Consider the following 25362-nt stretch of genomic DNA (forward strand, 5'->3'; position numbering starts at 1 on the left):
AGGCACGTCACTTCCGTTCCAGCCTAGTGTGTCCCGCTCTCACGCGGACGGGAACCCCCACAGCTCGACTGAACAGCGAGTTCCCGCCGGGGTCAAGGGCTAAAACCGGCCGATCCCGCGCGATCCCCGCGTGAGGGAGCCCTCGTGCGCCGCCGGAACGGGCGGCCGCCTCCGGCCCCTTGACGGGCAGGAGCGCCCCGTCGTCAGATTCTGTTTGTTAACGATCAGTTGTGAGTACTTCTGGTTCCTGATGAGGGAGAGCCGACCATGACGGTCACTCGCAGATCGGTCCTTCTCGCGTCCGCGGCCGCACCGGCCGCCGGAGCGCTCCTCGGCACACCGGCGGCACAGGCCGCCGCGGACGCCGTGCGCGCATCCGGCCGCCGCACGGTCGCGCTGCGTGACGGCTGGCGCTTCGCGCTGGCCAACCCGGGCGGGATCACCGACCCGACCGGGCAGTACGCGGACGCCGCCGCCCCCGGCTACGACGACTCGACCTGGCGCGCGGTGGCGGTCCCGCACGACTGGAGCATCGAGCAGACGCCCACCACACAGAACGGCACGACCAGCGGCACCGGCTTCTTCCCCGGTGGCCTGGGCTGGTACCGCCTCGCCTTCACCCTGCCGCCCGGCCATGCGGGCCGGCGGATCTCGGTCGAGTTCGACGGCGTCTACATGGACTCGTACGTGTACTGCAACGGCACCGAGGTCGGCCGCCACCCCTACGGCTACACCGGCTTCGCCTTCGACCTCACCGACCTGCTGCACACCGACGGCACCACCGAGAACGTGATCGCGGTCAAGGTGCAGAACCGGCTCCCGAGCAGCCGCTGGTACTCCGGCAGCGGCATCTACCGCGAGGCCCGCCTGGTCGTCACCGATCCGGTGCACGTGGACCGCTGGGGCACGTACGTCACCACCCCCGAGGTCACCGACGAACGGGCCGTCGTCCGGGTCGCGACCACCGTGGCGAACGCGTCCGGCGCGAGCACGGACGTCGAGGTCGTCTCCCGCGTCCTCGCCCCGAACGGCCGCACCGTCGCCCGTACTTCCTCCACGGTCGCCGTCGCCGACCGGGTCACGGAGACCCACGAACTCACCGTGGCCCATCCGCAGCGATGGGACTTCGAGACCCCGCGCCGCTACACCCTGGAGACCGAGCTGCGCGTCGCCGGCCGGGTCACCGACACCTACCGCACCCCGTTCGGCATCCGCACCTTCCGCTTCGACCCGGACGAGGGCTTCCACCTCAACGGCAGGCACGCCAAGATCAAGGGCGTCGACCTGCACCACGACCTGGGCGCGCTCGGCGCCGCGATCAGCGTCGACGCCGTCCGCAGACAGATGACGATCATGAAGTCGATGGGCGTCAACGCCTTCCGCACCTCCCACAACCCGCCGTCGCCCGAGATGATCCGGGTCTGTGAGGAACTGGGCATCGTGATGCTGGTGGAGGCCTTCGACTGCTGGAAGACCGGCAAGACGCGGTACGACTACGGGCGGTTCTTCGACGAGTGGTGCGAGCGGGACGCCACCGAGATGGTGCTCGCGGCCCGCAACTCGCCCGCCGTTCTCCTGTGGTCCATCGGCAACGAGATCACCGACTCCACCTCCACCGCCGGTCTCGCCATGGCCGACCGCATCATCACCGCGATCAGGGCGGCGGACGACACCCGTCCGCTCATCATCGGCTCGGACAAGTACCGCACCCCGCCCGCCAAGGGCTCCGCCGCCGACCTGATGCTCGCCAAGCTGGACGGCCTCGGCCTGAACTACAACACCGCCAAGTCGGTGGACGTCCTGCACACGACCTACCCGCACCTGTTCCTCTTCGAGTCCGAGTCGTCCTCGGAGACCTCGACCCGCGGCACCTACCAGGAACCCGAGCACCTCAACACCGGCGAGAACCACACACCCGGCAGGCGGGCGACCTCGTCCTACGACAACAACCTCGCCTCCTGGACGATGAGCGGCGAGTACGGGCACAAGAAGGACCGCGACCGGAAGTGGTTCACCGGGCAGTTCCTGTGGTCCGGCATCGACTACATCGGCGAGCCCACCCCGTACAACGTCTTCCCGGTGAAGGCGTCCTTCTTCGGCGCGGTCGACACGGCCGGGTTCCCGAAGGACATGTACCACCTCTTCCGGAGCCAGTGGGTCGACGAGCCGATGGTCCATCTGCTGCCGACGACCTGGAACCACGAGGCGGGCGACACGGTCGAGGTGTGGGCCTACTCCAACGTCGACACCGTGGAGCTGTATCTCAACGGAAAGTCCCTGGGCGTACGGAAGTTCGACACCAAGAAGACCGTCGACGGCCGTGCCTACCTGGAGACCACCGAGGCCACCGGCGACGACAAGACCTTCACCACCGGCCCCTATCCCGGCAGTTACACCAGCCCGAACGGCAGCGCGGGCAAGCTGCACCTGGTGTGGCAGGTGCCCTACCGGCCGGGCGAGTTGAAGGCGGTGGCCCGCCGGGGCGGCAGGACGGTCGCCACCGATGTGCTGCGCACGGCCGGCGCCCCGCACGCCGTACGCCTCACCCCGGACCGCAAGTCCCTTCCCGCGGACGGGCGTTCACTGGTCTTCGTCACCGCCGACGTGGTCGACGCGCACGGGACCGTGGTGCCCGACGCCGAACACCTCATCTCCTTCGAGGTGAGCGGCGGCTCTCTCGCCGGCCTCGACAACGGGCGGGAGGAGAGCGCCGAGCGCTACCAGGCCAGTACGCGCACCGCCTTCCACGGCAAGGCCCTCGCCATCGTGCGCTCCGGCACCGGGGCCGGGGCCCTGAAGGTGACCGCGCGTGTGGACGGCCTGCGCAAGGGCACCGCCACCGTGCGCACCACGCCCGCCCGCGCGAAGGCGACCACCCCGCCCGCCGCCTTCGCTCCCGACCTGCCGGCGCCCGTGAACCACCCCTACGCGGACGCCAGCTACTCCGGTCGCCCGGACACCCTGCCCGCCGCCCTGCTGGACGGTGACCCGGCCACCGGCTGGTCCAACGCCTTCGCCAAGGCGGCCACCGCCCTGCTGCCCGCCTTCGGCGGGGCCCGGCCGAAGGACTGGGTCTCGGTGGACTACGGGCGCGTCCGGGACTTCGACCGGGTGGAGGTGTCCTTCACCGTCGACGCGACGCACAGCCTGCCCGCGGCGGTCGAGGCGGAGGTCTGGGACGGCGAGCGCTATGTGCCGGTCACCGGGGCGACCGTCGACTGGGCCACCGCCTCGGATGCGCCGACGGCTCTCACCTTCGACCCGGTCCGCGGCTCCAGGCTGCGGCTGACCCTGACCAGCAGCGCACCCGGCACGCCCCAAGGAGCGGTCCGCATCACCAAGCTGGAATCCTGACCGGCTGGACCGGCTGGACCGGCTGGACCGGCTGGACCGGCTGGACCAGCAGGAACCGGCTGACCTGCTCACCGGCTGGTCTCCCTCGGCGCCGAGGCGGGACCGGCCGGTCTGCACCGCCCGGCCCGGCCCGCCATGCTGGAACCGCCTGCTCCGGTCTGTTCCGGGCCGGGCCGGGCGGTCCGGTCCGGAACAGACCGGTCCGGACCGCCCGGCCCGGCGCTGCCGCCGTCCGAGCATCCCGCGCCCGAGGCGCCTCAGCCCGCGTCCGCCGCCTCGAAGGTCACCTTCGCCGTGTCCACCGTGCCCGCGCCGCGCCCGGGTGCGCTCTGCCACGACCAGTACAGGTTGGTGTGGGCTATCACCTGCTCCGGCGCCGGAGCGCCGTACTTGCTCAGGTCCTCCGTCGTGTGCGCGTCGCCGACCAGTGTCACGTCGTAGCCCCGTACGAAGGCGCCGTGCAGCGTCGAGCGGATGCACGCGTCGGTCTGCGCCCCGGTGACGACGACCCGGCCCACCCCGCGCTCCGCGAGCACCGACTCCAGCTCGGTGTCCTCGAAGGAGTCCTGGTAGTTCTTGTGGACGAGGGGCTCGGCGTCGAGGCGGACCAGTTCCTCGACGTACTCCCAGTTCTCGCTGCCCCGTTCGAGGTCGTCGTCGGAGTGCTGTACCCAGACGACCGGCACGTCCTGCGCGCGGGCCGCGTCGATCAGGGTGTGGATGTTCGCGATCACCTCGTCGCGCCGGGGCGCGCCCGCGACCACGCCCTTCTGGACGTCGATCACGAGCAGGGCGGTGTTCGGTCGGCCGGGCAGGGTGGTCATGGAGACCTCCGGTTCCTCGTCAGGGGCGTGATCGGTGCTCGGACGGTCCACATTAGGGCGCACCACTGACAACGGCCTCGAAGCCATCTCGTCAAGACCGTTGACGGGGTGTCATGACTCCAACAACCATGTCCTGCGACCCCGCTCTGGGAGCGCTCCCACGAGATGGCACCTCCATCTCGAAGCGAGCGTCCCGCACCTCCCCGAGGAGCCTGGACGTGAAACGACGCAGAACCACCCTGCTGTCCCTCGCGGCCCTGCTGGGCGCGGCGCTCACCGCGCTGCCCGCGCAGCAGGCCGGTGCCGACGAGGTCGAACAGGTCAGGAACGGCGGCTTCGAGACGACCGCCGACCCGTGGTGGACCAGCAATGTCACCGCCGGTCTCACCGACGGCCGGCTGTGCGCGGACGTGCCGGGCGGCACCGTCAACCGCTGGGACTCCGCCGTCGGTCAGGACGCGATCACCTTGGTGAAGGGGTCGTCGTACCGGTTCTCCTTCAGCGCCTCCGGAGTGCCCGAGGGGCATGTGGTGCGGGCGATCGTGGGCCTCGGTGTCTCCCCGTACGACACCTGGTACGAGGCGACCCCGGTGCTGGGCGAGTCGGGAGACGCCTACACGTACACGTTCACCTCGCCGGTCGACAGCACCCAGGGGCAGGTCGCCTTCCAGGTCGGCGGGAGCGCCGATCCCTGGCGGTTCTGCCTGGACGACGTGTCGCTGCTGGGCGGGGTGCCGCCGGAGGTGTACCAGCCCGACACCGGGCCACGCGTGCGCGTCAACCAGGTCGCCTATCTGCCCGCCGGACCGAAGAACGCCACCCTGGTCACCGACGCCGCCGCGAAGCTGCCCTGGCAGCTCAGGAACGGTTCCGGGGTGACGGTCGCGCGCGGCTGGAGCGTGCCGCGCGGCCTCGACGTCTCCTCCGGACAGAACGTCCACTCCATCGACTTCGGCGGCTACCGCACCCGCGGGACGGGCTTCACGCTGGTCGCCGACGGCGAGACCAGCCGCCCCTTCGACATCGGCACGGCCGGCTACGACCAGCTGCGGCTGGACGCGGTGAAGTACTACTACACGCAGCGCAGCGGCATCGCGATACGGGACGACCTGCGGCCCGGTTACGGCAGGGCGGCAGGCCATCTGGACGCGGCCCCCAACCAGGGCGACTCCGCGGTCCCGTGTCAACCCGGGGTGTGCGACTACACCCTCGACGTCACCGGCGGCTGGTACGACGCCGGTGATCACGGCAAGTACGTCGTCAACGGCGGCATCGCCACCTGGGAGCTGCTGAGCACCTACGAACGTTCCCTGCTCGCCCGCACCGGCGACCCGGCCGCTCTCGGCGACGGGACGCTCGCCCTCCCGGAGAGCGGCAACAAGGTGCCGGACATCCTCGACGAGGCCCGCTGGGAGCTCGACTTCCTGCTGAAGATGCAGGTACCGGACGGGCAGTCGCTCGCCGGCATGGCCCACCACAAGATCCACGACGAGCAGTGGACCGGCCTGCCGCTGCTGCCGAGCGACGATCCGCAGAAGCGCGAACTGCACCCGCCGACCACCACCGCGACCCTCAACCTGGCCGCCACGGCCGCCCAGGCGGCCCGCCTGTACCGGCCCTACGACAAGGCCTTCGCGGCGAGGGCGCTGACGGCCGCGCGCAAGGCCTTCACGGCGGCCCTCGCGCATCCGGACGTGTACGCCGACCCGAACGACGGCATCGGCGGCGGTGCCTACAACGACGACGACGCGACCGACGAGTTCTACTGGGCGGCCGCCGAGCTGTATCTCAGCACGGGGGAGAAGCAGTTCGCCGACAAGGTCGTGAACTCCCCGGCGCACACGGCCGACATCTTCGTCCCCAGCGGCTTCGACTGGTCCCGCACGGCCGCCGCCGGCCGCCTCGACCTCGCGACCGTCCCGAACAGACTGCCCGGCCGCGACAAGGTCCGCGGATCGGTCGTGCGAGGCGCCGACAAGTACCTCGCCACACTGGCCGGACAGCCGTACGGCATGCCCTACGCGCCCGACGGCAACCGCTACGACTGGGGATCCAGCCACCAGGTCCTCAACAACGCCGTGGTCATCGCCACGGCCTACGACCTCACCGGCGCCTCGAAGTACCGGGCCGGGGCCGTCCAGAGCATGGACTACGTCCTCGGGCGCAACGCGCTCAACCTGTCGTACGTCACCGGCTACGGCGAGGTGAACTCCCATCACCAGCACAGCCGCTGGTACGCGCGCCAACTGGACCCGAACCTGCCGGACCCGCCGCGGGGGACCCTGTCGGGCGGCGCGAACTCGAGCATTCAGGACCCCTACGCGCAGAGCAAGCTCCAGGGCTGCGTGGGCCAGTTCTGCTATATCGACGACATCCAGTCCTGGTCCACGAACGAGACCGCGATCAACTGGAACGCGGCGCTGGCCCGACTGGCCTCCTTCGTGGCGGATCAGGGATAGGGCCGGATCAGGGATGGGGCCGGATCGGCAATAGGCCCTGTCTGATCAGGAGCGTGCAGGGTCGACCACCCTTCGGTACCGCGCGGTCATCAGTTTGACCTGGGGATATTTACGAGTAAGTACCCGCGCGGTACCGTGAAGGGCATGCCAGCCCTCAATGTGGAATTCAGCGATCGCGAGCTGGAGGACCTGCGGCAGATCGCCAAGGAACGCGGTACGTCGATGAAGGCACTCGTACGGGAGGCGGCCGCGGCCGACATCGCGCGGCACCGGGCGCTCCAGGAGGGCGCGGAGGCCTTCCGCAGGTTCTTCGCCTCGCACGCGGACGAGTTCGCCGCCGCCTTCCCCGACGACGAACGCTCCGTGCGGGGCGAGGGGCGGGTCGCCTGACCGATGACCTCCGTCATCCACATCGACGTGCCCTGGCTGCTCCAGCGCCATGAAGAGGTTCTGCCGGAGCAGCCCACCATCAACGACTTCTCGGCGCTGGTCGCCGCCGTCGCCCGGCACCGGGTCGATCCGCCCAAGCTCGGCGTGGACTCCGACCCGGCCTGGCGGGCCGCCGCGCTGCTGCACACCCTCACCCTGCTCAAGCCCCTGCCCTCGGCCAACGCCCGCTTCGCCTGCGCGACGGCGGTGGCGTACATGTTCACCAGCGGGGTCGGTATCGATCCGCCGTACGGCGCGCTCGTCGACCTCGCCCGCGATCTGCTGGACGGGAAGACGGACGTCTACGGCGCGGCGGACCGGCTGCGGTCCTGGCAGATATAGGCAAGCGCAAAGGGTTCAGGGCCGCCGGCCGAGGGCGGGAGGAACAAGGCCGGCGGCCGTTTCGCGCAGGAGAGCCGCCGTCCTGCGCGGGGCCTCCGAGGAAGTGGCCGGTTCCAGCCAACTATGCGGGCCGGTGCGCCGGGAGCGTGCGTGACGCCTTGGTGTGTGTGCGTGTTTCACACGGGGCGCAAGGGTGAATTCCGGCCGGGCCGGCAGGGGTCGTGGAAAGGCGGGATGCCCGGTGTGAGCCGGCCCCGCCTATCGACTTTCTATCAACAAGGCGCAGCTTCAGCCGTCGCCTTGTTGTGCGCGACTCAGTTGTGCAAAGGTGAACCGCCCGTGCGGGGGGTCATGACCAAACCCCCCGCGTTCGTCGGCGGAGGCGAATTCACGCTCCCTGCCGCACCGGACAGGTACGTACCAAAGGAATGCGCTCAGTGCCCACCCCTCAGCCTCCTCGTCCGCCCTACCCTCCGCCGGGCGGGGGTCCCGGAGAATCCGACGAGTCGCTCGCCGCGGGAATACGCGGCGGCGCGGACAGCGAGGTCGCCCAGTCCACCGCTCTGCTGATCGCCCGGCACTGGCGGCCGGTGCACGAGTACGCGGTCATCTGCCTCGCCTCCTCCGGGAGTGTCGCGTCCATGGTCACCGCGGCCGCCTTCCACCAGGTCCTCGACCGGTTGAAGCTGGGCGAGCCGGGGACCGCGCTGCGGCCCCGACTGCTGGTGACCGTGCGGGACATGGCCCGGCTGTGGTCCGCCGACGAGGGACTGTCCGGCGTGCTGCCGGTGCTGCGCAAGCCGGCCGGCGCCCGTGGGATGCGGGCCGCGAAGTCCATGATCCCGGAGAACCGGGTGCTGGCGGAACGCTCGTTCCAGGGCCTTCCCGCGGTCGCCCGCTGTGTCCTGTGGCATGTGGAGGTCGAGGCCGAAGAGGTCACCGTCGCCGCCGGTCTGCTCGGTATGGACACCGACACCGTGGCCGCCGTCCTGGAGCAGGCCCGGGACAAGCTGCGTGAGGGCGTCGTCCGCGCCCACCGGGAGCTCGCGCCGAGCAAGGACTGCCGCTTCTACAACCGGCTCCTCGACGTCCCGATCCGGCGTGGCGGCGACCTCCTGCCGGACGTGCGCAAGCACCTGGACGAGTGCCGCTACTGCCGTGCCGCCGCCGAACAGCTCGGCCACTTCGAGAGCGGCCTCGGCGTGCTGCTCGCCGAGGCGGTGCTCGGCTGGGGCGCCCGCCGCTACCACGACACCCGCCCCGGCCGCGCCAAGCAGCAGACCGTACGGCTCAAGGGCTCCGCACGGCACGGCGGCCGTGGCGGCCGTGGCACCCGAGGCACCCGCGGCAGAGGCGGCAACCTGCTCTCGCGCATCCCCTCGCCCCGCCGGCGGTCGTCGGGGGAGGCGCGCTCACCGCGCGCGCTGTTCACCGGTGTCGGCCTGGCCTCGGCGGGTCTGCTGACCACCCTGCTCGCCGCCGGCATGTGGTCCGACGACGGCGGCGCCGACCCGGCCGCCTCCACCAGCGGCAGCGTCCCCGGCATCGACTCGCAGGCCGCCACCGCCTCGCCGACCGCTCCGGACACCGCCCAACTGCCCACCGCGCCACGGCAGACCAGGCTGCGCAACGCCGCCGCCGACCTCTGCCTGGACGTCCGGGGCGAGGCGCGTGCGGGCGCCTCCGTCGAACTGGCGGACTGCTCCTCCGACGCGACACAGCAGTGGTCGTACGACGACGACGGGCAGTTGCGCAGCGTGGCCGGGCCCGGTCTGTGCGTGGACTCCCACGCGGACGCCGGGGTGGTCATCCTCGGCGCGTGCGTGGACGCCACCGACGCCCGCGGGGACGACGTCCGCTACGACCTCACCGTGCAGGGCGAGTTGCTGCCCCGCTGGGACGACGCGCTCGCCCTCGCGCCGGCCGGTGAGGAGCCGGGCGCCGACGTGGTCGTCAAGGTCCGCGACCACTCCACCGGCCAGCGCTGGCTCACCGACGTCGCCTCCGCCACCCCCGGTTCCCTCGCGGTCACCGGCACGGACGCGCCCGCCTCCGCCCAGCCGGTCGACCTGGCGGACGGCACCGCCTGAGGGACGAGCGACCCGAACCCCGGCGGGCGCGCGGGCGCCCGCCTGCCGTCACCCGGCGTCCTCGACGAGGTCCGCCGGGCCCACGGTCGCCGGGCCGGCGTGGCCGGACAGCGCCAGGGTGAGGTCGAACTCGGCGAGCAGACAGCGGATCACGTGCTCGACGCCCGGCTGCCCGTCCAGGCCGAGGCCGTAGACGTAGGGACGGCCGAGCAGCACCGCCCGCGCGCCGAGGGCGAGCGCCTTGAAGACGTCGTCGCCGGTGCGCACCCCACTGTCGAACAGCACCGTCAGCCGGTCGCCGACCGCCCGCGCCACCCGGGGCAGCGCGTCGGCGGCCGCGACCGAACCGGCGACCTGTCGGCCCCCGTGGTTGGAGACCACCACGCCGTCCATTCCGGCGTCGGCGGCCAGCCGGGCGTCGTCGGGGTGCAGAACACCCTTGAGGACGATCGGACCGTCCCAGTTCTCCCGCAGGAACTCCAGGTCCGGCCAGGTCTTGCCGGGGTCCGCGAACAGGCTGACGAAGTGCAGGACGGCCGCGTTCGGGTCCTCGTGCACCGGCTTGGCCAGGCCCGCCAGGAAGGCCGGGTCGGTGAAGTAGTTGGCGGTGCCCACACCGTGCAGGAACGGCAGATAGGCCTGGTCGAGGTCGCGGGGCCGCCACGCGAGGAGCGGGGTGTCCAGGGTGACCACGAGCACCGTGAACCCGCTCGCCCGCGCCCGCCGAAGAAAGCTGCGGGTCACCTCGCGGTCCTTGGACCAGTACAGCTGGAACCAGCGCTCGGCGTCCCCCATCGCCTCGGCCACCTGCTCGATCGGCGTGCTGGACGCCGACGACAGGACGAACGGCACCCCCTGCGCGGCCGCCGCCCGGGCCGCCGCGGACTCGGCCTCCGGATGCATGATCGACAGCACACCGACGGGCGCGAGCGCGAGCGGCGCGGGCAGGGCACGGCCCAGCACCTCGACCGACAGGTCCCGCTCGTGCACGTCCCGCAGCATGCGCGGCACGATCCGGCGTCGCTCCAGGGCCGCACGGTTCGCCCGCGCCGTGCCGCCGTCCCCCGCGCTGCCCGCCACATAGCCGACCGGTCCGGGCCCGAGGCGCTGTTCGGTGAGCTCCTCGAGCCGGGTCAGGTCGGTGGGCAGCCGGGGGACCGCGCCCGTCATCCCGTTGAGATAGATCTCGTACTGGAAGTCCGCCCAGTGCTTCGCCATCCGTACGTCCCGCCTCTCGCCGTCCCGCGGTTCAGCGTCGTCGCCGTCGCAGGGCGACCATACCGGCGGGTCGGTGGCGGCGGTCCGGCGGTTCAGTCGACGGCCGACCCGGACGGTACGGCGGCGGGTTCGCCGGCGTTCGTGCCCGGACCGGTGATCGGCGGCACCGCCACCTCCACGGTCCTGGCCAGCCGCGCCCCCTCGGGCCCGTACACCGCCCGGGGTTCGGGGAACAGCCGCAGCAACGCCAGGTAGAGCACGGCGGCGACGGCCAGGGACAGCGGCAGACCGATGTCGATGCCGTTCGCCAGATCACCCAGCGGGCCGACGAACTGGCCCGGGATGTTCGTGAACAGCACACCGAGCAGCGCCGACACCCACCAGGCGGTCATGCCACGCCAGTTCCAGCCGTGTGCGAACCAGTAACGCCCGCCGCGCTGACGGCGGTTGAAGACCTGGAGGGCTTCGGGGTCGTACCAGCCGCGCCGGGTGTAGAAGCCCAGCATCATCACGACCATCCACGGCGTCGTACACGTGATGATCATCGTGGCGAACGTCGAGATGGACTGCACGAGGTCCAGGCCGAACCGGCCGACGAAGATGAACACGATCGACAGCAGACCGACCAGCACGGTCGCCTGCACCCGCGACAGCCGCGGGAACACCGACGAGAAGTCCAGACCGGTGCCGTAGAGCGAGGTCGTGCCCGTGGACATCCCGCCGATCAGGGCGAGCAGACACACCGGCAGGAAGAACCAGGTCGGTGAGATCGCCAGCAGCCCGCCCACGAAGTCGGGGGCGGCCGGGTCGACGTACTCCGGGGCCTTCGACGCGATGATGCTCGCGGTCGCCAGGCCGAAGACGAACGGCAGCAGGGTCGCGATCTGCGACAGGAACGCGGCGCCGACCACCCTGCGGCGCGGGGTCGTGGCCGGGATGTAGCGCGACCAGTCGCCGAGGAACGCCCCGAACGACACCGGGTTGGACAGCACGATCAGCGCCGCGCCGATGAACGACGGCCAGAACAGCGCGTCGGTGGCCGCGTCCGCGGAGTCCGTGAAGACGCCCGCGTACGACGCGTCGAAGTCGCCGGCGAAGGCGATCGCGCCGAGGAGGAACAGCACCGTGGCCGAGGCGACCGCGACCTTGTTGACGAACAGCATGAACCGGAAGCCGTACACGCACACCGCGAGCACCAGCCCGGCGAACAACGCGTAGGCGACGGCGTACGTCAGGTCGCCGCGGGAGAGGCCGAAGAGGCGGTGCGCGCCGCCGACCAGGGCGTCGCCGGAGCTCCACACCGAGATGGAGAAGAATGCGATCGCCGTCAGCAGGGAGAGGAACGAGCCGACCACGCGGCCGTGCACACCGAGGTGCGCGGAGGAGGAGACCGCGTTGTTGGTGCCGTTGACGGGCCCGAACACCGCCATCGGGCACAGGATCAGCGCGCCCACGAAGACCCCGAGCAGGGTGGCGGCGAGGCCTTGCCAGAAGGACAGGCCGAAGAGGATCGGGAAGGCGCCGAGCACGCAGGTGGAGAAGGTGTTCGCGCCGCCGAAGGCGAGCCGGAACAGGTCGAGGGGGGTCGCGGTGCGCTCGGCGTCGGGGATGCGGTCCACACCGTGGGACTCGACCTCGGTGAGCGACGGGGGAGACGCGGACGGCGCGGGTTCGGAGGACGGCGGGGTCAAGGGAGCTCCAGCAACAGGCGGTCGACGGTGGAGCGCGGGGTGGCGCGGCACGGTGAACGGCCGTCCCGTCGCGGGGTGGGCGACGCGGGCGGATGCCGTCACTGATCGGGGTCTGCCGAACCTACGGCGTGGGGCAAGACCCCGACCAGAGGATGAATCATCCTTCTTCCGCGTCGGGAGTGGACGAATCCGCCACCTCTCCGTGATCGGAGCCGGAGCCGGAGTCGGAGCCGGGGATCGTGTCCGGTCCCTGGGCCCGCACCCGCTGGACCTGTTCGAGGGAGTCGCGCAGCTCGGTGAGCCAGTCGTCGGTGTGGCGCTGGACCAGCCGCACGCACCAGGCGAGCGCGTCGCTGCGGCTGCGGGCCACGCCCGCGGCGATCAGGGTGTCGAGGACCTGGCGTTCGGGTTGGCGCAGCCGGGTCATGACGGGAGCGGCCACGTGGGTGAACAGAGCGCGCTCCCCGTCGCACACCACACCCCAGGACACCTTCCGCCGGAACCGGTGCTCGGCGTCGCGGGCCACGGCGATCCGGGTCTCCCGGGTGCGCTCCCGGAACTCCTGGATCCGGGCGGTGACGGCAGCCTCCCGCTCGGCGGCCGACGCGTCCTCCGTCAGCCGGGGCGCGGGGATGCGGCCGATCACGGTGATCTCCTCACGGTCGACCGTCACCTCGGCCGGCTCCTCGAAGAGGTCGTCGGGCAGGCGACCCGCGAACCAGCCCCTCAGCTTCTCTTTCTGCTCGTTCGTAATCATGTAATGACCATTACTCCGCTGGTACATGAACACAAGGGGTCGAGAAGAAGTCCGCCGAGAGCGGAACGGCGGGGTCTGTGGAGGGTTCTGGAGGGCTCCGGAGGAGGGATCCGGGGGCGCGAGCGGAATGTTTCAGGCCGATTAACGAAGCTATGGAAATCGGTCATCGAGCCGACCGAAGGGATCATGAAGCGCTTGTTTCCGGCGTTGGAACGTTCGAATTTCGTTACTTCTCGCCACTGATTCAATACGCAAGGTTACTGAAACCCATGGGGTCGATGTGAGATTCGGCGGCGGACTCGGCAGACTCGCGCTCGCCGCGTTCGACACAGACCGAGCCGGACCGGCACACCCCCGAATCGAGCGGAAGGATGCACACAATGCGGAACACCGCGCGCTGGGCAGCGACCCTCGGCCTCACGGCCGCCACCGTCTGCGGATCCCTCACCGGATCCGCGCTCGCCGCCCCGGCCGCAGCGCCGACCTCCCTCTACGCCCCGTCGGCCCTCGTGCTGACCGTGGGCCACGGAGAGAGCGCCGCCACCGTCAACGCGGCCCGGGCCGTCACCCTGAACTGCGCCCCGACGCCTTCCGGCACCCATCCCGCCGCCGCCCTCGCCTGCGCCGAACTGCGCGCCTCCGGCGGCGATATCGACGCCCTGGCGGGCCCGGGCGACGCCATCTGTACGAGGCAGTACGACCCGGTGGTCGTCACCGTCGACGGCGTATGGCAGGGCAAGCGCGTCTCCTTCGAGCGCGCCTTCTCCAACGAGTGCGTGAAGAACGCTGCCGGGAGCAGCCTCTTCGCGTTCTGAGACCGGGATCGCGTGGTCCCCGTGGACGCCGAGAGAGGCTCGTGAAGTGGGGAGTGCGAGCCCCTGACACGGGACCGGCGTGATCCCGATACCCGGAGGCCGGACGGGCGGTGTGGGGCTGCCCGCCGGCCTCCGGTGCGCGCGTTCTCGACAAGCGCGCGCCGGAGGCTCCCTAGGACCGCTCCCGGTGGCTGGTGTCGCACCAGGGATAGCGGCGGCTGCGCCGGCAGGTGCACAGGGCGACCCGGAAGCGGTCGGAGGTGACCGTGGTGCCGTCCTCCAGTTCCACCTCGACCGGCCCCTCGACGAGCAGGGGACCCCGGCGCTGGACGCTGATCCGACAGGGCCTGTCAGCAGGGGAGTTCGGCACGGACGACCACCAGTTCCTCGTTCTCGTCGTCGGCGGACAGCAGGCCCCGCTCCCGCAGCCAGTCCCTGCGCTCGCGCAGGACCGGGCCGAAGGGGATGCGGCGGCGTCGCGTCACGGACGCCTTCAGGCCGGACGTGCGCAGGACCGCCAGCGTGCTCGCGGGGTCACTGAGCGCGGAGTGGACCATCAGCAGCACCCCGCCGGGCCGCAGCAGCAGGGGCGCCTCGAGGCAGATCCGGTCGAGCAGGAGCCTGCCGTCACCGCCGCCGTCCCAGGCCCGGGCCGTTCCGCGCCCCGTACGATCGCCGGCCGGCGCGGGCACGTACGGCGGGTTGGTCAGGATCAGGTCGAAGGACTGTCCGTGCACCGGGGCGAAGAGGTTGCCGCGATGCACGCGCACCGGCAGCCGTTCCCGCCAGGCGTTGAGGCGGGCGGAGTACACCGCGCGCCAGGACACGTCGACGGCGGTGACCCGCGTGCCGCGCCGCGCGGCCTCCAGGGCCAGCGCGCCGGTGCCGGTCCCCACGTCGAGGACGTCGGCGCCCGGGAGCAGCGGTTCTTCGGACAGTGCCCCGGCCAGCAGGGCGGTGTCCTCCTGGGGGGCGTACACGCCCGGGAGTACGAGAGGATTCACGCCGACCAAGTACCCAGACAATCACTAAATATGGGCTTTTGTCTGATCAGGGAGCGGGGTACGCAGGGAGGACTCTCCCGCGCGCCAGGCCGTGAGCAGGCGGGCGGCCAGGCGGTCCTCCAGGTGCCCGGTGGCGTCGAGGCCGAAGGTGATGTCGGGGGCCAGATGCGGTTCCTCGTCCAGCAGGCCGCCGATGACGTCGTGGCGCACCACCTGCTCGTGTACGGCGTCGGCCTCGACGTGCTCGTCGTAGAAGTGCACGGCGGCGGGCCCGGCGTCCGCGCGGCGCATCGCCTGCGCGAGCCGTCGGGAACCGGGCGAGGAGGTGATCTCGACCGCCGCGAAGTGGCCCACGAGGGCGCCCCTGAGGGCCCGGTGCAGGCCGAAGAGGGACATCAGGTTGACCGTGGCCAGCGTCTCGGCGCACGCGGCGTCCAGATAGCGGCCGTAGGTGGTGTCGAGGCCCAGGTCCGTCATCAGGTCCGCGAACAGCCGGGCGTGGACGCGGTCGGGGCGGCCGCCGCCCCACTCGTCGAACTCCACCGCCGCCATCGCCGCCTTGGCCCGGCCCCACAGCCTCGGCAGCACCCACGCGTGCGGGTCCGCCTCCTTGAGGTGGTACAGGGACCGTTGGGCCGCGTACTCGCGCAGCTGCCACAACTCGCCCTCGGCCGCGAGGAAATGGCTGACGCCCGAGCCCTCGACGGGCTCGACGAGAAGCTCCGCGAGCGCGTCCTCGACGGAGTCGTGGACCGGTGTGTCCTCGCGCAGGGCGATCAGAAAGCGGTGCTCCAGCGCGGCCCGCACCCGCAGCAGACCGGGATCCCACTCCCGGTCCGGGGCCACCCCCGCGAAACCGCGGTAGTGCAGCTCGTAGCAGAGGTACAGGGCCAGCTGGAGATCATCGCCGTACGCGGAGGCGCAGGCGACCGTCTCCGCCGCCGGAAGCGCATCCGCGCCCGCCAGATATCCGCGGACGGCCGCGGACACCGGGCCCCGGGCGACCGGCAGCTGTGGTCCATGGGGGTCGTGTGCCATGCGCGCCGGGTACCCCACGGGCACCGAGCCACCCGCCCGCGTCCGGATCACGCGGAGCGCCACTCCGCACCGAACGGCTCACCCGGCCGGACCGGATCATGGCTGCTGACCAGTCCGGGTGCGGCCGAGTGGCCGCTGGGGCCGGCGCCCGGGGCACCCGCAGGCGGGTGCGGATCGCGCGGAGCGCCACTCCGCACCGAACGGCCGTGACGGCTCATCCGGCCGGACCGGATCATGGTTGCTCACCAGTCCGGGTGCGGCCGAGTGGCCGCTGGGGCCGGCGCCCGGGCCACGCGCAGGCGGGTGCGGATCGCGCGGAGCGCCACTCCGCACCGAACGGCCGTGACGGCTCATCCGGCCGGACCTGGCCATGGCCGCCCGCCGGCTCGGGTCGGCCAGAGTGGCGGCCGAGCTGCTCGGTCGAGGGAGGCGATCGGTCGCTGACCGGGCGCCCCCGGCTCAGTCGTCCCGTGACTCCGGCGGAGTCGTCGGCCGGTGACTGAGGGTGTCGGTGGCCTGTCTCGGCCGGGCCGCTCGGACTCAAGAGCGCCGATGCGGGGGTCAGCGAACTCGGTCTGCCGCAGGCTCTCCGGCCGCGCGCTGCGCGGGGGTTCCGGCCGGTGTCCGGGCAGGTGAGGGGCCGTGTTGTGCGAGGCGCAGGGGCACCGGCTCCGGGGCTGCCTCCTCCTCCTCGTCGGTGAGCCGGCTGACCTCGGCCCACCAGGCCGGGCCGTCCTCCATGTGCCGCAGCATGACGCCCTCGCGGATCGCCCACGGGCAGACGGTGACCGAGGTCAGTCCGGTCAGCTTCATCGCCGTGTGCCCGATCACCGCGCCGGCCAGGCTCTGCGCGGCGCGCGGCGCGGAGATGCCGGGCAGTCGGGAGCGTTCGGCGGCGGGCAGGGCGGCCAGGGTGGAAATGGCCTCGCGCAGGTCGCCGCGGCGCAGGGTGCGGTCCATGAAGGGGCCGTGCCGTCCGGGGGCGGCCCCGCACAGCCGGCCGAGCTGCTGGAAGGTGCGGGAGGTGGCCACCGCCGTACGCGGTCCCTCCCAGCGGACCCGGGCGGCCACGTCCCTGAGCTGGTGGCGGATCCTGCGCCGTGCCGCACGGAGGGCCTCCGGGGACGGCGGGTCGTGGTCCGCGAAGAAGTCGTGGGTGAGCCGGCCCGCCCCCAGGGGCAGTGAGGCCACGAAGTCCGGCAACCGGCCCCGGCCGAAGGCCACTTCGAAGGAGCCGCCGCCGATGTCCAGCAGGGCGAGCGGCCCGCAGCGCCAGCCCATCCAGCGGCGGGCCCCGAGGAAGGTCAGCTCGGCCTCCACCTCGCCCGGCAGGGTGCACAGTGCGACGCCGGTCCGGGACCGGACCTCGCGCAGCACCTCGCGCCGGTTGGGGGCCGCCCGCACCACGGCGGTCGCGAAGGCGAGTGGGCCCGCCGCACCCCACCGGTCCGCGGTCCGGGCCGCCGCGGCGACCGCTCGGACGAGCCGTTCCACGGCCTCGTCCGGGATGAGGTCGCCCGGCGCGACCTGCTCGGCCAGCCTCAACCGCCACTTGGCCGTGTGCACCGGCAGAGGGACCCCGCCCGCCGCGTCCGCCACCACCAGCCGCACGGTGTTCGATCCCACGTCCAGCACGCTGATTCTCATGGACCGCGAGTACCCAGGGCTAAACCTCCGCGCGTTCCGCCGCTCCGGGACATGACACGGAGGGGCCGCCGTCCCTCGTGGACGGCGGCCCCTCTCCCTGGTACGGCTCTGGCGGAAGGCCCGTCACATGTGGACCACCGGTGCCGCGTCCGCGTCCTGCTGCGGCACCCCGCGGCGGAAGAGCAGGAACGCGATGACCGCGCCCGCCGCGAAGAAGCCGGCCGACCACCAGAAGGCGGTGGTGTAGCTCTCGATGGTCGCCTGCGCCTGGACCAGCTTGTTCGCCGGGTTCTTCCCCACCAGGTAGTCGGCGGCGGCGCTCGCCGCCAGGGTGTTCAGCAGGGCCGTACCGATCGAACCGCCCACCTGCTGCATGGCGTTGACCGTGGCGGAGGCCACGCCCGCGTCCTCGGCGGCGACCCCGCCGGTGGCCATCTGCATGGCGGGCGGCATGACCAGGCCGAGGCCGATACCGGTGATGACCAGCTGCGGCAGCACCGCGCTCACGTAGTCGGAGCCGACGCCGATCCCGGTCAGCCAGGCCATGCCCACCGCGGCGATCGCGAAGCCCAGCGGGATGACCGCCTTCGGGCCCAGGCGAGGCACCAGGGCCGTGGTGCCGACCTGCGCCGCCACCATGAGCGCCCCGACCATCGGCAGGAACGCCAGACCCGTCTTCGTCGGGCTGAAGCCCAGGTTCAGCTGGAGGTAGTACGTGAGGAAGAGGAACACGCCGAACATGCCGGCGCCGGAGATCAGCACGGCCAGGAACGAGGCCGCCCGGTTGCGGTCGAGGAGGATGCGCAGCGGCAGCAGCGGGTGTGCGGCCCGCGTCTGCCACCAGGCGAAGGCCGCGAGCAGCGCTCCGCCCGCGATCAGGAAGCCCCAGGTCTGCGGCGAGTCCCAGTCGTGGGTCTCCGCGTTGGAGAAGCCGTAGACCAGGGAGAACAGACCGGCGGCGACCAGGACCGTACCCGGCACGTCCAGCTTGGAGTTCTCGGCGTCGCGGTGGTTGGACAGCAGCAGCCAGCCGCCCGCGACGGCGACGACGGCGATGGCCACGTTGACGTACAGCGTCCAGCGCCAGTCGAGCGCGTCGGTCAGGATGCCGCCGAGCAGCAGGCCCACCGCGCCGCCCGCGCCGGCGATGGCGCCGTAGACGCTGAACGCCTTGGCGCGTTCCTTGGCGTCGGTGAAGGTGGTGTTGAGCAGCGACAGCGCGGCGGGCGCGAGGAGCGCGCCGAAGGCGCCCTGGAGCGCGCGGGCGGTGACCAGCATCTCGAAGTTGGTCGCGGCACCGCCCAGGGCGGAGACGGCGGCGAAGCCGACGACGCCGATCAGGAAGGCCGTCTTACGGCCGAAGAGGTCGGCTATCCGGCCGCCGAGCAGCAGCAGGGAGGCGAACGCCAGCGCGTACGCGGTGACGATCCACTGCCGGTTGCCGTCGGAGAAGCCGAGGTCGGCCTGGGCCGAGGGGAGGGCGATGTTCACGATGGTGGCGTCCAGCACCACCATCAGCTGGGCCAGGGCGACGACCGCGAGGATCCACCACTTCTTGGCGGATGCTGCGGACGGCGCCTGGTCGGCGCCCGTGCGGGTGCCGTCCGTCAGGGTCTTCGGAGACATGGGGGAACCACTCCAGGGACGTGAGGGCAAAGAACACGTAAACGAAACGGTTTCGTACACATGGAGGCTAGACCAGTTTCTGCGAAACGGCAAAGTTTCGTTAGCGGGAGTGAGCCCGGGCCTCAGGCCAGCTGCCGCCGCACCAGCTCGTGCAGCCGTCCGCCGGTGTCCGCGAGGAGCTGGGCGGGCGGGCCCTGCTGGGCGACCTTGCCGTTCTCCATCACCACGACCCGGTCGGCGTCCATCACCGTCGACAGGCGGTGCGCGATGACGACCCGGGAGGCGTTGAGCTTGCGGGTGCTCTCGATGACCGTGCGCTGGGTCTCGTTGTCGAGGGCGCTGGTCGCCTCGTCGAAGAACAGGATGCGCGGCCGGCGGATCAGCGCCTGGGCGATCATCAGCCGCTGACGCTGGCCGCCCGAGACCGACCCGCTGCCCGAGACGATCGTGTGCAGCCCCATCGGCATCCGCTTGATGTCCTCGGCGAGACCGGCCAGCTCCGCGGCCGCCATCGCCTCCTCCGGCGTGTAGGCCTCGGTGCCGCAGATGACGTCCAGCAGGGAGCCGGTGAACGGCTGGGCATGCTGGAGCACCACCCCGCACTGGCGGCGTACCGCCGACTGGTCGAGCGCCGCCAGATCCTGTCCGTCGTACAGCACACTGCCCGAGACCGGCTTGTCGAAGCCGATGAGCAGCCGGAGAAGCGTCGACTTCCCGCAGCCGCTCGGGCCGACGATCGCCACGAACTCGCCCGGCCGCACCTCGAAGGAGACGTCGTCGAGGACGAGGGGACCGTCGTCGGAGTAGCGGAACGAGAGACGGCGGGCCTCGAGCGCGCCGGTCAGCGGGCCGGGGCGGGTGTTCGCCGTGCGGACCTCCGGCGTCGCCTCCAGCACCGGCCGGATCTCCTCGAACAGCGGCAGCGCGGCCACCGCCGAGACGAAGGCGCCGGTCAACGAGGTCACCGAGGTGAGCAGCATCGTCATGGACGTGTTGAAGGTGAGGAAGTCCGCCGCCGACAGAGCACCCCGCGCCGGACCGGCCAGCAGCATGAACATCAGCAGGGAACACAGCGGCAGATACACCGAGCCCAGCACCGTGTTGAGGTTCTTGATCCGGCCGAGGCGCTGCTGGAGCTCCCGGCTGCGCGCGAACTGCGCCGCCCAGGCCGCGTACGCGTAGTTCTCGGCGGCCGCCACCCGCAGCTTCGGCAGTCCCCGCAGGGTCTGGAAGGCCTGGTTGTTGAGCTTGTTGGAGAGCACCACGAGCCGCCGCTGCCAGCGCACCTGCCACAGCCCGAGCGCCAGGAACACGGACGCGATGACGACCAGCATGCCGATCGCGGCGAGGGCCATCGGCACGCTGTACCAGAGCAGCAGCCCCAGGTTCATCGCGCCGATGGTGACGGACTGCGCGACCGACGGACCGAGTCCCGCCAGCAGCCGGCGGATCGCGCTGATGCCCATGGCGGCACTCGCCAGCTCGCCCGTCGAACGCTCGGCGAAGAACTTCGTCGGCAGCCTGAGCAGCCGGTCCCACACCGCCGGCTGGAGTGTCGCCTCGATCCGGCCCTCCAGGCGCAGCATGGTCAGGTTCTGGAGCAGCATGAACGCCGCCGCCACCACGCCGCTGACCATCACCGCCAGACACACCTGCACGATCAGCCCCTGCTGGGCCTTCGGCACGTACTCGCCGAGCACCTTGCCGGTCGCGATCGGCACCAGCGCCCCGATCACCACCGTCACCAGCCCGCTGAGCAGCAGGTTCGTCAGGTCGCCCGCCGTGCCCCGCATGCTGAACCGCAGCAGCCCGAGGGGGCCGAGGCCCTGCTCCGGCAGCGGACGGTAGAACATGACCGCCCGCGGCTCGAACTCCTCCGCGTTGGCCTTCTCGACCGGGGTCTCCCGCCCGGTCGCCGGATGCACGGCGACATATCCGCCGCGCCGCCACAGCAGCGCGACCGGCGCCCCGGACAGGGCCCGGTGCCCGACCAGCGGGCCCACGTCGTCCCGCCACCAGTGGCCGTCGAGACGTACGGCCCGGGCGCGCACCCGCGAGGCGAGAGCGACCCGCTCCACCGGGTCCAGCCGGTCGCTGTCGGCGCCCATCTGGGACGGCTCGGCGAGGCTGATCCCGGCGGCCCGGGCGACGAGCTTGCACGCCGCGTAGGTGGCGTCGGCGTCGGCGGCCGTGGCGCGCTTGTCCGTGCTCCTGCCGTTCCTGTCACCTCGGCCGCTCTTGCCGATCGACGCGAGCAGAGTCCGGTCGGCCTGGGCGCGGACCGCCTCACCGGCCTTGATCCCGGCGGCCGTGCGGGTCTCGTGGGTGTGCTCCAGCTGCTCGATCCAGCGGTCCAGCGTGGTCAGCAGCCGGTACTGCTGGTCGACCATGCTCTGCCACACCGCAGGGTCCATCAGCAGGTCGGCGGCCGCCTCCGCGCCGTACAACGAGCCGTACTGCACGCTGCCCGGCGGCACCTGCATCCAGAACACGTCGTCGTCCTCCCCCATGCTCGAATTCGCTCGCACGGGGGCACCCCCATCCTCCGCGACCCGCTCGGTGGCCATCGGCGCCTGGAAGAGGATCGACAGACCGCGGCCGACGCCGAGGGCGAGCGCGTACTCCAGGGGGCTCGAAGTCGGCGGCACGTACTGGGGGTTGCCGTACTCGTCGTAGGACCAGGTCTGGGTGTTCGCGGGCTGGTACAGCTCACGCAGCCCGATGCGGTGCACGACGCAGTCGCGCAACGGGCGTGCCACGAGCGTGTGGTGGGGTCCGGTGACCGGACCGAGCAGCAGGGAGCCCGCCTCCAGGCGGCCCAAGTGGTGCCAGTGGCCCTGCTGTTCGGCGTCCACCGCGAACAGGTCCAGCGCGCCCGACGCGACCAGCCACAGCACCTGCGGGCCCTCCAGGTCGAGCCGGCTGAACCCCGCGCAGTCGATCCGCGCGCCCAGCTGCCCCAGCGCGGCGAGCACGACGTCGCCTTCGGACACGGCAGTCATCTCATCGCTCCCTGACCAGCGCCGCGTACGAGCCGCCGCGCGCCACCAGTTCCTCGTGCCGCCCGCGTTCCACGACCGTGCCGTGCTGGAGTACGACGATCTCGTCGCTGTCGCGCACCGTGCTGAGCCGGTGGGCGATCACCACGCACGCGCAGCCGCGACGGCGCAGGTTGTCCATCACCACCTGCTCGGTCTCCGCGTCCAGCGCGCTGGTCACCTCGTCCAGCACCAGGATGCTGGGCCGGCGCACCAACGCCCGCGCGATCTCCAGGCGTTGGCGCTGACCGCCGGAGAAGTTGCGGCCGTCCTGCTCGACCCTGCTGTGGATGCCACCGGGCCGCCGCACGACCGTGTCGTAGAGCGCCGCGTCCCTGAGCGCGTCGACGACGGCGTCGTCCGGGATCGACGGGTCCCACAGCGCCACGTTGTCCCGTACCGAGCCCTCGAAGAGGAACACCTCCTGGTCGACGAAGGACACCGAGGAGGCGAGCGCCCCGCGCGGAATGTCCTCCAGCCGCTGCCCGTCGACGCGGATCACGCCCTCCCAGGGCGCGTACAGACCCGAGATCAGCCGGGACACCGTCGACTTGCCGCTGCCCGAGCCGCCGACCAGCGCCACCTGCTGCCCCGGTCCGACCGTCAGGTCGAAGCCGGTCAGCAGCGGCTTGTCCAGCGGGCTGTAGCCGAAGGTGATGTTCTCCAGCTCGACATGACCGTGCAGCCGACGCGTGGAGTCGGCGCCCGCGCGGCGGTCGTAGAGGGGGTCGGCGCGGAAGTTCTCCACGTCCTTCAGCCGGGCCACGTCCGCCGCGAAGTCCTGAATGCGGCCCGCGACGCCGTTGAGGCGGGTCAGCGGGGCGGTGAAGCGGGTGACCAGAGCCTGGAAGGCGACCAGCAGACCCACCGAGATATGGCCCTCGATCGCCCGCATGCCGCCGATCCACAGGATCAGCGCGCTGTTGAGCGTCGCGAGCGTCGGCGCGACCACGCCCAGCCAGGCGCTCGGCACCCCGAGCCGCTGCTGCTCCTCCAGCGTGGTGGCGTGCTGCCCGGCCCACTTGCGGAAGTACCCCTCCTCGCCGCCGGTCGCCTTCATCGTCTCGATCAACTGGAGGCCGGTGTACGCCGTGTTGGTGAGCCGGGCGTTGTCCGCGCGCAGCTTCGCCGTCCGGGTCGCGCGCAGCCGGATGACGATCCGCATGGCGACGATGTTCAGCAGCGCCACGCCGATCCCGACGGCCGTCAGCTGCGGGTCGTAGGTGTAGAGGAGGACCGCGTACAGGACGACGACGATCGCGTCCACGCCCGCCGACGCCAGGTCGCGGGCCAGCGTCTCGGCGACCGCGTCGTTCGACTGGAGTCGCTGGACCAGGTCGGCCGGGCTGCGCTGGGAGAAGAAGGTGACCGGCAGTCGCAGCAGATGGCGCAGGAAGCGGGCGCTGGAGAGGGTCGAGGAGATGATCCGGCCGTGGTGCAGATTGGCCTGTTGGAGCCAGGTCAGGGCCACCGTGAGGGCCACGCAGGTGCCCATCGAGACGAACAGCACGCCCAGCAGCGAGGTCTGCCGTCCGATCAGGAACATGTCGATGTAGGTCCGGCTGAGCGCCGGCACGGCCGCGCCCACCAGGACCAGCAGCAGACTCGCCAGCACGGCCGCCGGCAGGGTGCCCGCGGTGCCGCGCAGCCGGGCAGGCATCGCGCCCAGCACACCCGGTCTGCGTCCGCCCCGCTCGAAGTCCTCGCCCGGCTCCAGCACCAGCACGACACCGGTGAAGCTGCCGTCGAAGTCCTCGATCGGCACGAAACGCCGGCCCTTGCCGGGGTCGTTGATGTACACGCCCCGGCGGCCGAACCGACGGCCCAGACCCTCGTAGACGACGTAGTGGTTGAACTCCCAGAAGAGGATCGCGGGCGACCTGACCCCGGCGAGGGCCGCCAGGTCCATCTGCATGCCCTTGGCCGTGAGGCCGTAACTGCGGGCCGCCTTCAGCAGGTTGCTCGCCCGCGAGCCGTCGCGGGAGACACCGCACGCGATGCGCAGCTCCTCCAGCGGGATGTGCCGGCCGTAGTGCCCGAGGACCATGGCGAGCGAGGCCGCCCCGCACTCCACGGCCTCCATCTGGAGCACGGTGGGCGTACGGACGGTCTTCGTCCGGCTCTTGGGAACGGTGCGCCGGGGCGGTGCGGCACGCCGCCGGGTCCGCGGCTGCTCGGTGGTGGTCACGGGAGCAGCCAATCGACGGGACGCTGGTCGGCCAGCCGGATCGAACCCGTGGCCATGGTCATGGAGGTGAGGGCGTACGGCGGCCCGTCCGCGGACGACCACGTGTAGCCGCTCTTCGTCGCCGAGGACTTGTCCAGACGGACCAGGACCGCCACCGGGCGGCCGTCCTCGGTGAACTGCTCGCCCAGCTGGCTGTCGCCGAGGAACGCGGCGATCGCCTGCGCCGACTGGGCCGCACGGTCCACCGACTTCACATGACCGCGCAGCACGCCGTACTCCTGCGAGGGCACGGTCTGCACGGTGAGGTCGACGGGCGCGCCCGACGGGATGGAGGCGGCGTTCTCCGCGGGGACGTACACCGTGGCGTACAGCGGGTCGTCGGCGCCGGCGACCTTCTCCACGGCGGCGACGTTCGCGCCGGTGGAGATGATCTGCCCGATGGTGGCGGCGAGTGCGGTGATCCGGCCCGCGGCGACCGTCCGCACCACGGCGTCGCCCTCCGCCGTACGCACCTTCAGCACGGGCGAGCCGGCGGGCAGCCGCTCGCCCTCCTTCGCGAGGACCGCGGTGACCTGGCCCGCGGCGGGGCTCTGGAGGATGTAGCTGCCCTCGCCGTGGGTGAGGACGGCGGGCGCGCTCACCGTGGAGGCGACCGAACCGGTCACCGCCCACACGGATGCGGCCGCCATGACGACCACGGTCACGGACAGCACCAGCCAGCCCTGGGGGCGCGCGAAACGCACCGGCAGGTCGAGTTCCTCCGGCGACTGGAGCTTGGCGAGGGCCTGTTGGCGGAACTGCACGGGCCTACCTAGGGAGTTTCAGGGCACCGATGAGTCCCG

The 25362-nt window shown here is 71.8% G+C and carries 18 protein-coding genes; 6 read left to right on the top strand and 12 right to left on the bottom strand.

Annotated features, from left to right (window positions below; translation table 11 throughout):
- Positions 1–267 precede the first annotated feature (267 nt).
- Positions 268–3354: a glycoside hydrolase family 2 TIM barrel-domain containing protein gene (locus tag G9272_RS39965; RefSeq protein ID WP_171401096.1), complete on the top strand. Its 3087-nt coding sequence runs from the start codon at positions 268–270 to the stop codon at positions 3352–3354.
- Between the two features lie 257 nt (positions 3355–3611).
- Here G9272_RS39965 and G9272_RS39970 read toward each other — a convergent pair whose 3' ends face one another.
- Positions 3612–4178, bottom strand: coding sequence for a cysteine hydrolase family protein (locus tag G9272_RS39970; protein WP_171401097.1), 567 nt, complete (start codon positions 4176–4178; stop codon positions 3612–3614).
- A 218-nt stretch (positions 4179–4396) separates the two neighbouring features.
- On the opposite strand from G9272_RS39970, the gene G9272_RS39975 reads away from it, so the two are divergent.
- The 4 genes from G9272_RS39975 (at position 4397) to G9272_RS39990 (ending at position 9498) form a co-directional block, all read left to right on the top strand.
- Positions 4397–6637 carry a glycoside hydrolase family 9 protein gene (locus G9272_RS39975; RefSeq protein WP_171401098.1) on the top strand — a complete coding sequence of 747 codons (2241 nt, stop codon included), beginning with the start codon at positions 4397–4399 and terminating at the stop codon, positions 6635–6637.
- Positions 6638–6781: 144 nt separating this feature from the next.
- On the top strand, positions 6782–7027 hold the full coding sequence (locus tag G9272_RS39980) for a hypothetical protein (protein WP_171401099.1): 246 nt from the start codon (positions 6782–6784) through the stop codon (positions 7025–7027).
- A gap of 3 nt (positions 7028–7030) precedes the next feature.
- Complete coding sequence (locus G9272_RS39985) at positions 7031–7408, top strand: toxin Doc (RefSeq protein ID WP_171401100.1); 378 nt, start codon at positions 7031–7033, stop codon at positions 7406–7408.
- Between the two features lie 437 nt (positions 7409–7845).
- A complete protein-coding gene (locus tag G9272_RS39990; protein ID WP_171401101.1) occupies positions 7846–9498 on the top strand; it encodes an RICIN domain-containing protein in 1653 nt (550 codons plus the stop codon).
- A gap of 48 nt (positions 9499–9546) precedes the next feature.
- Here G9272_RS39990 and G9272_RS39995 read toward each other — a convergent pair whose 3' ends face one another.
- The 3 genes from G9272_RS39995 to G9272_RS40005 all read right to left on the bottom strand — a co-directional run bounded on the left by G9272_RS39995 (position 9547) and on the right by G9272_RS40005 (position 13164).
- The gene (locus G9272_RS39995; RefSeq protein WP_171401102.1) at positions 9547–10716 is read right to left on the bottom strand and encodes a lactate 2-monooxygenase; all 1170 of its coding nucleotides are present in this window, start codon (positions 10714–10716) and stop codon (positions 9547–9549) included.
- A gap of 92 nt (positions 10717–10808) precedes the next feature.
- Entirely contained in the window at positions 10809–12407 is a 1599-nt protein-coding gene (locus tag G9272_RS40000) for a purine-cytosine permease family protein (RefSeq protein ID WP_171401103.1), read from the bottom strand.
- A 157-nt stretch (positions 12408–12564) separates the two neighbouring features.
- Complete coding sequence (locus G9272_RS40005; protein WP_171401104.1) at positions 12565–13164, bottom strand: hypothetical protein; 600 nt, start codon at positions 13162–13164, stop codon at positions 12565–12567.
- 380 nt (positions 13165–13544) lie between these two features.
- Here G9272_RS40005 and G9272_RS40010 point away from each other — a divergent pair, with 380 nt between their 5' ends.
- Positions 13545–13979: a protease inhibitor gene (locus G9272_RS40010; protein WP_171401105.1), complete on the top strand. Its 435-nt coding sequence runs from the start codon at positions 13545–13547 to the stop codon at positions 13977–13979.
- A 172-nt stretch (positions 13980–14151) separates the two neighbouring features.
- Here G9272_RS40010 and G9272_RS40015 read toward each other — a convergent pair whose 3' ends face one another.
- The 8 genes from G9272_RS40015 to G9272_RS40050 form a co-directional block, all read right to left on the bottom strand.
- The gene (locus tag G9272_RS40015; protein ID WP_171401106.1) at positions 14152–14349 is read right to left on the bottom strand and encodes a CDGSH iron-sulfur domain-containing protein; all 198 of its coding nucleotides are present in this window, start codon (positions 14347–14349) and stop codon (positions 14152–14154) included.
- Positions 14330–14992: a HemK2/MTQ2 family protein methyltransferase gene (locus tag G9272_RS40020; RefSeq protein WP_171402374.1), complete on the bottom strand. Its 663-nt coding sequence runs from the start codon at positions 14990–14992 to the stop codon at positions 14330–14332. The genes G9272_RS40015 and G9272_RS40020 overlap by 20 nt, the downstream gene beginning before the upstream one ends.
- 15 nt (positions 14993–15007) lie before the next feature.
- Positions 15008–16021, bottom strand: a complete 1014-nt coding sequence (locus G9272_RS40025; RefSeq protein ID WP_171401107.1) for an iron-containing redox enzyme family protein — start codon at positions 16019–16021, stop codon at positions 15008–15010.
- A 561-nt stretch (positions 16022–16582) separates the two neighbouring features.
- Positions 16583–17668: a Ppx/GppA phosphatase family protein gene (locus tag G9272_RS40030; protein WP_253268080.1), complete on the bottom strand. Its 1086-nt coding sequence runs from the start codon at positions 17666–17668 to the stop codon at positions 16583–16585.
- 123 nt (positions 17669–17791) lie between these two features.
- Positions 17792–19294: an MFS transporter gene (locus G9272_RS40035; RefSeq protein ID WP_171401108.1), complete on the bottom strand. Its 1503-nt coding sequence runs from the start codon at positions 19292–19294 to the stop codon at positions 17792–17794.
- A gap of 122 nt (positions 19295–19416) precedes the next feature.
- Entirely contained in the window at positions 19417–22296 is a 2880-nt protein-coding gene (locus tag G9272_RS40040) for an NHLP bacteriocin export ABC transporter permease/ATPase subunit (RefSeq protein ID WP_171401109.1), read from the bottom strand.
- Position 22297: 1 nt separating this feature from the next.
- A complete protein-coding gene (locus G9272_RS40045) occupies positions 22298–24520 on the bottom strand; it encodes an NHLP family bacteriocin export ABC transporter peptidase/permease/ATPase subunit (RefSeq protein ID WP_171401110.1) in 2223 nt (740 codons plus the stop codon).
- Positions 24517–25323 carry an HlyD family efflux transporter periplasmic adaptor subunit gene (locus tag G9272_RS40050; protein WP_171401111.1) on the bottom strand — a complete coding sequence of 269 codons (807 nt, stop codon included), beginning with the start codon at positions 25321–25323 and terminating at the stop codon, positions 24517–24519. The genes G9272_RS40045 and G9272_RS40050 overlap by 4 nt, the downstream gene beginning before the upstream one ends.
- Between the last annotated feature and the right edge of the window lie 39 nt (positions 25324–25362).

The sequence above is a fragment of the Streptomyces asoensis genome, assembly GCF_013085465.1.
GTDB classification, from domain to species: Bacteria; Actinomycetota; Actinomycetes; order Streptomycetales; family Streptomycetaceae; genus Streptomyces; species Streptomyces cacaoi_A.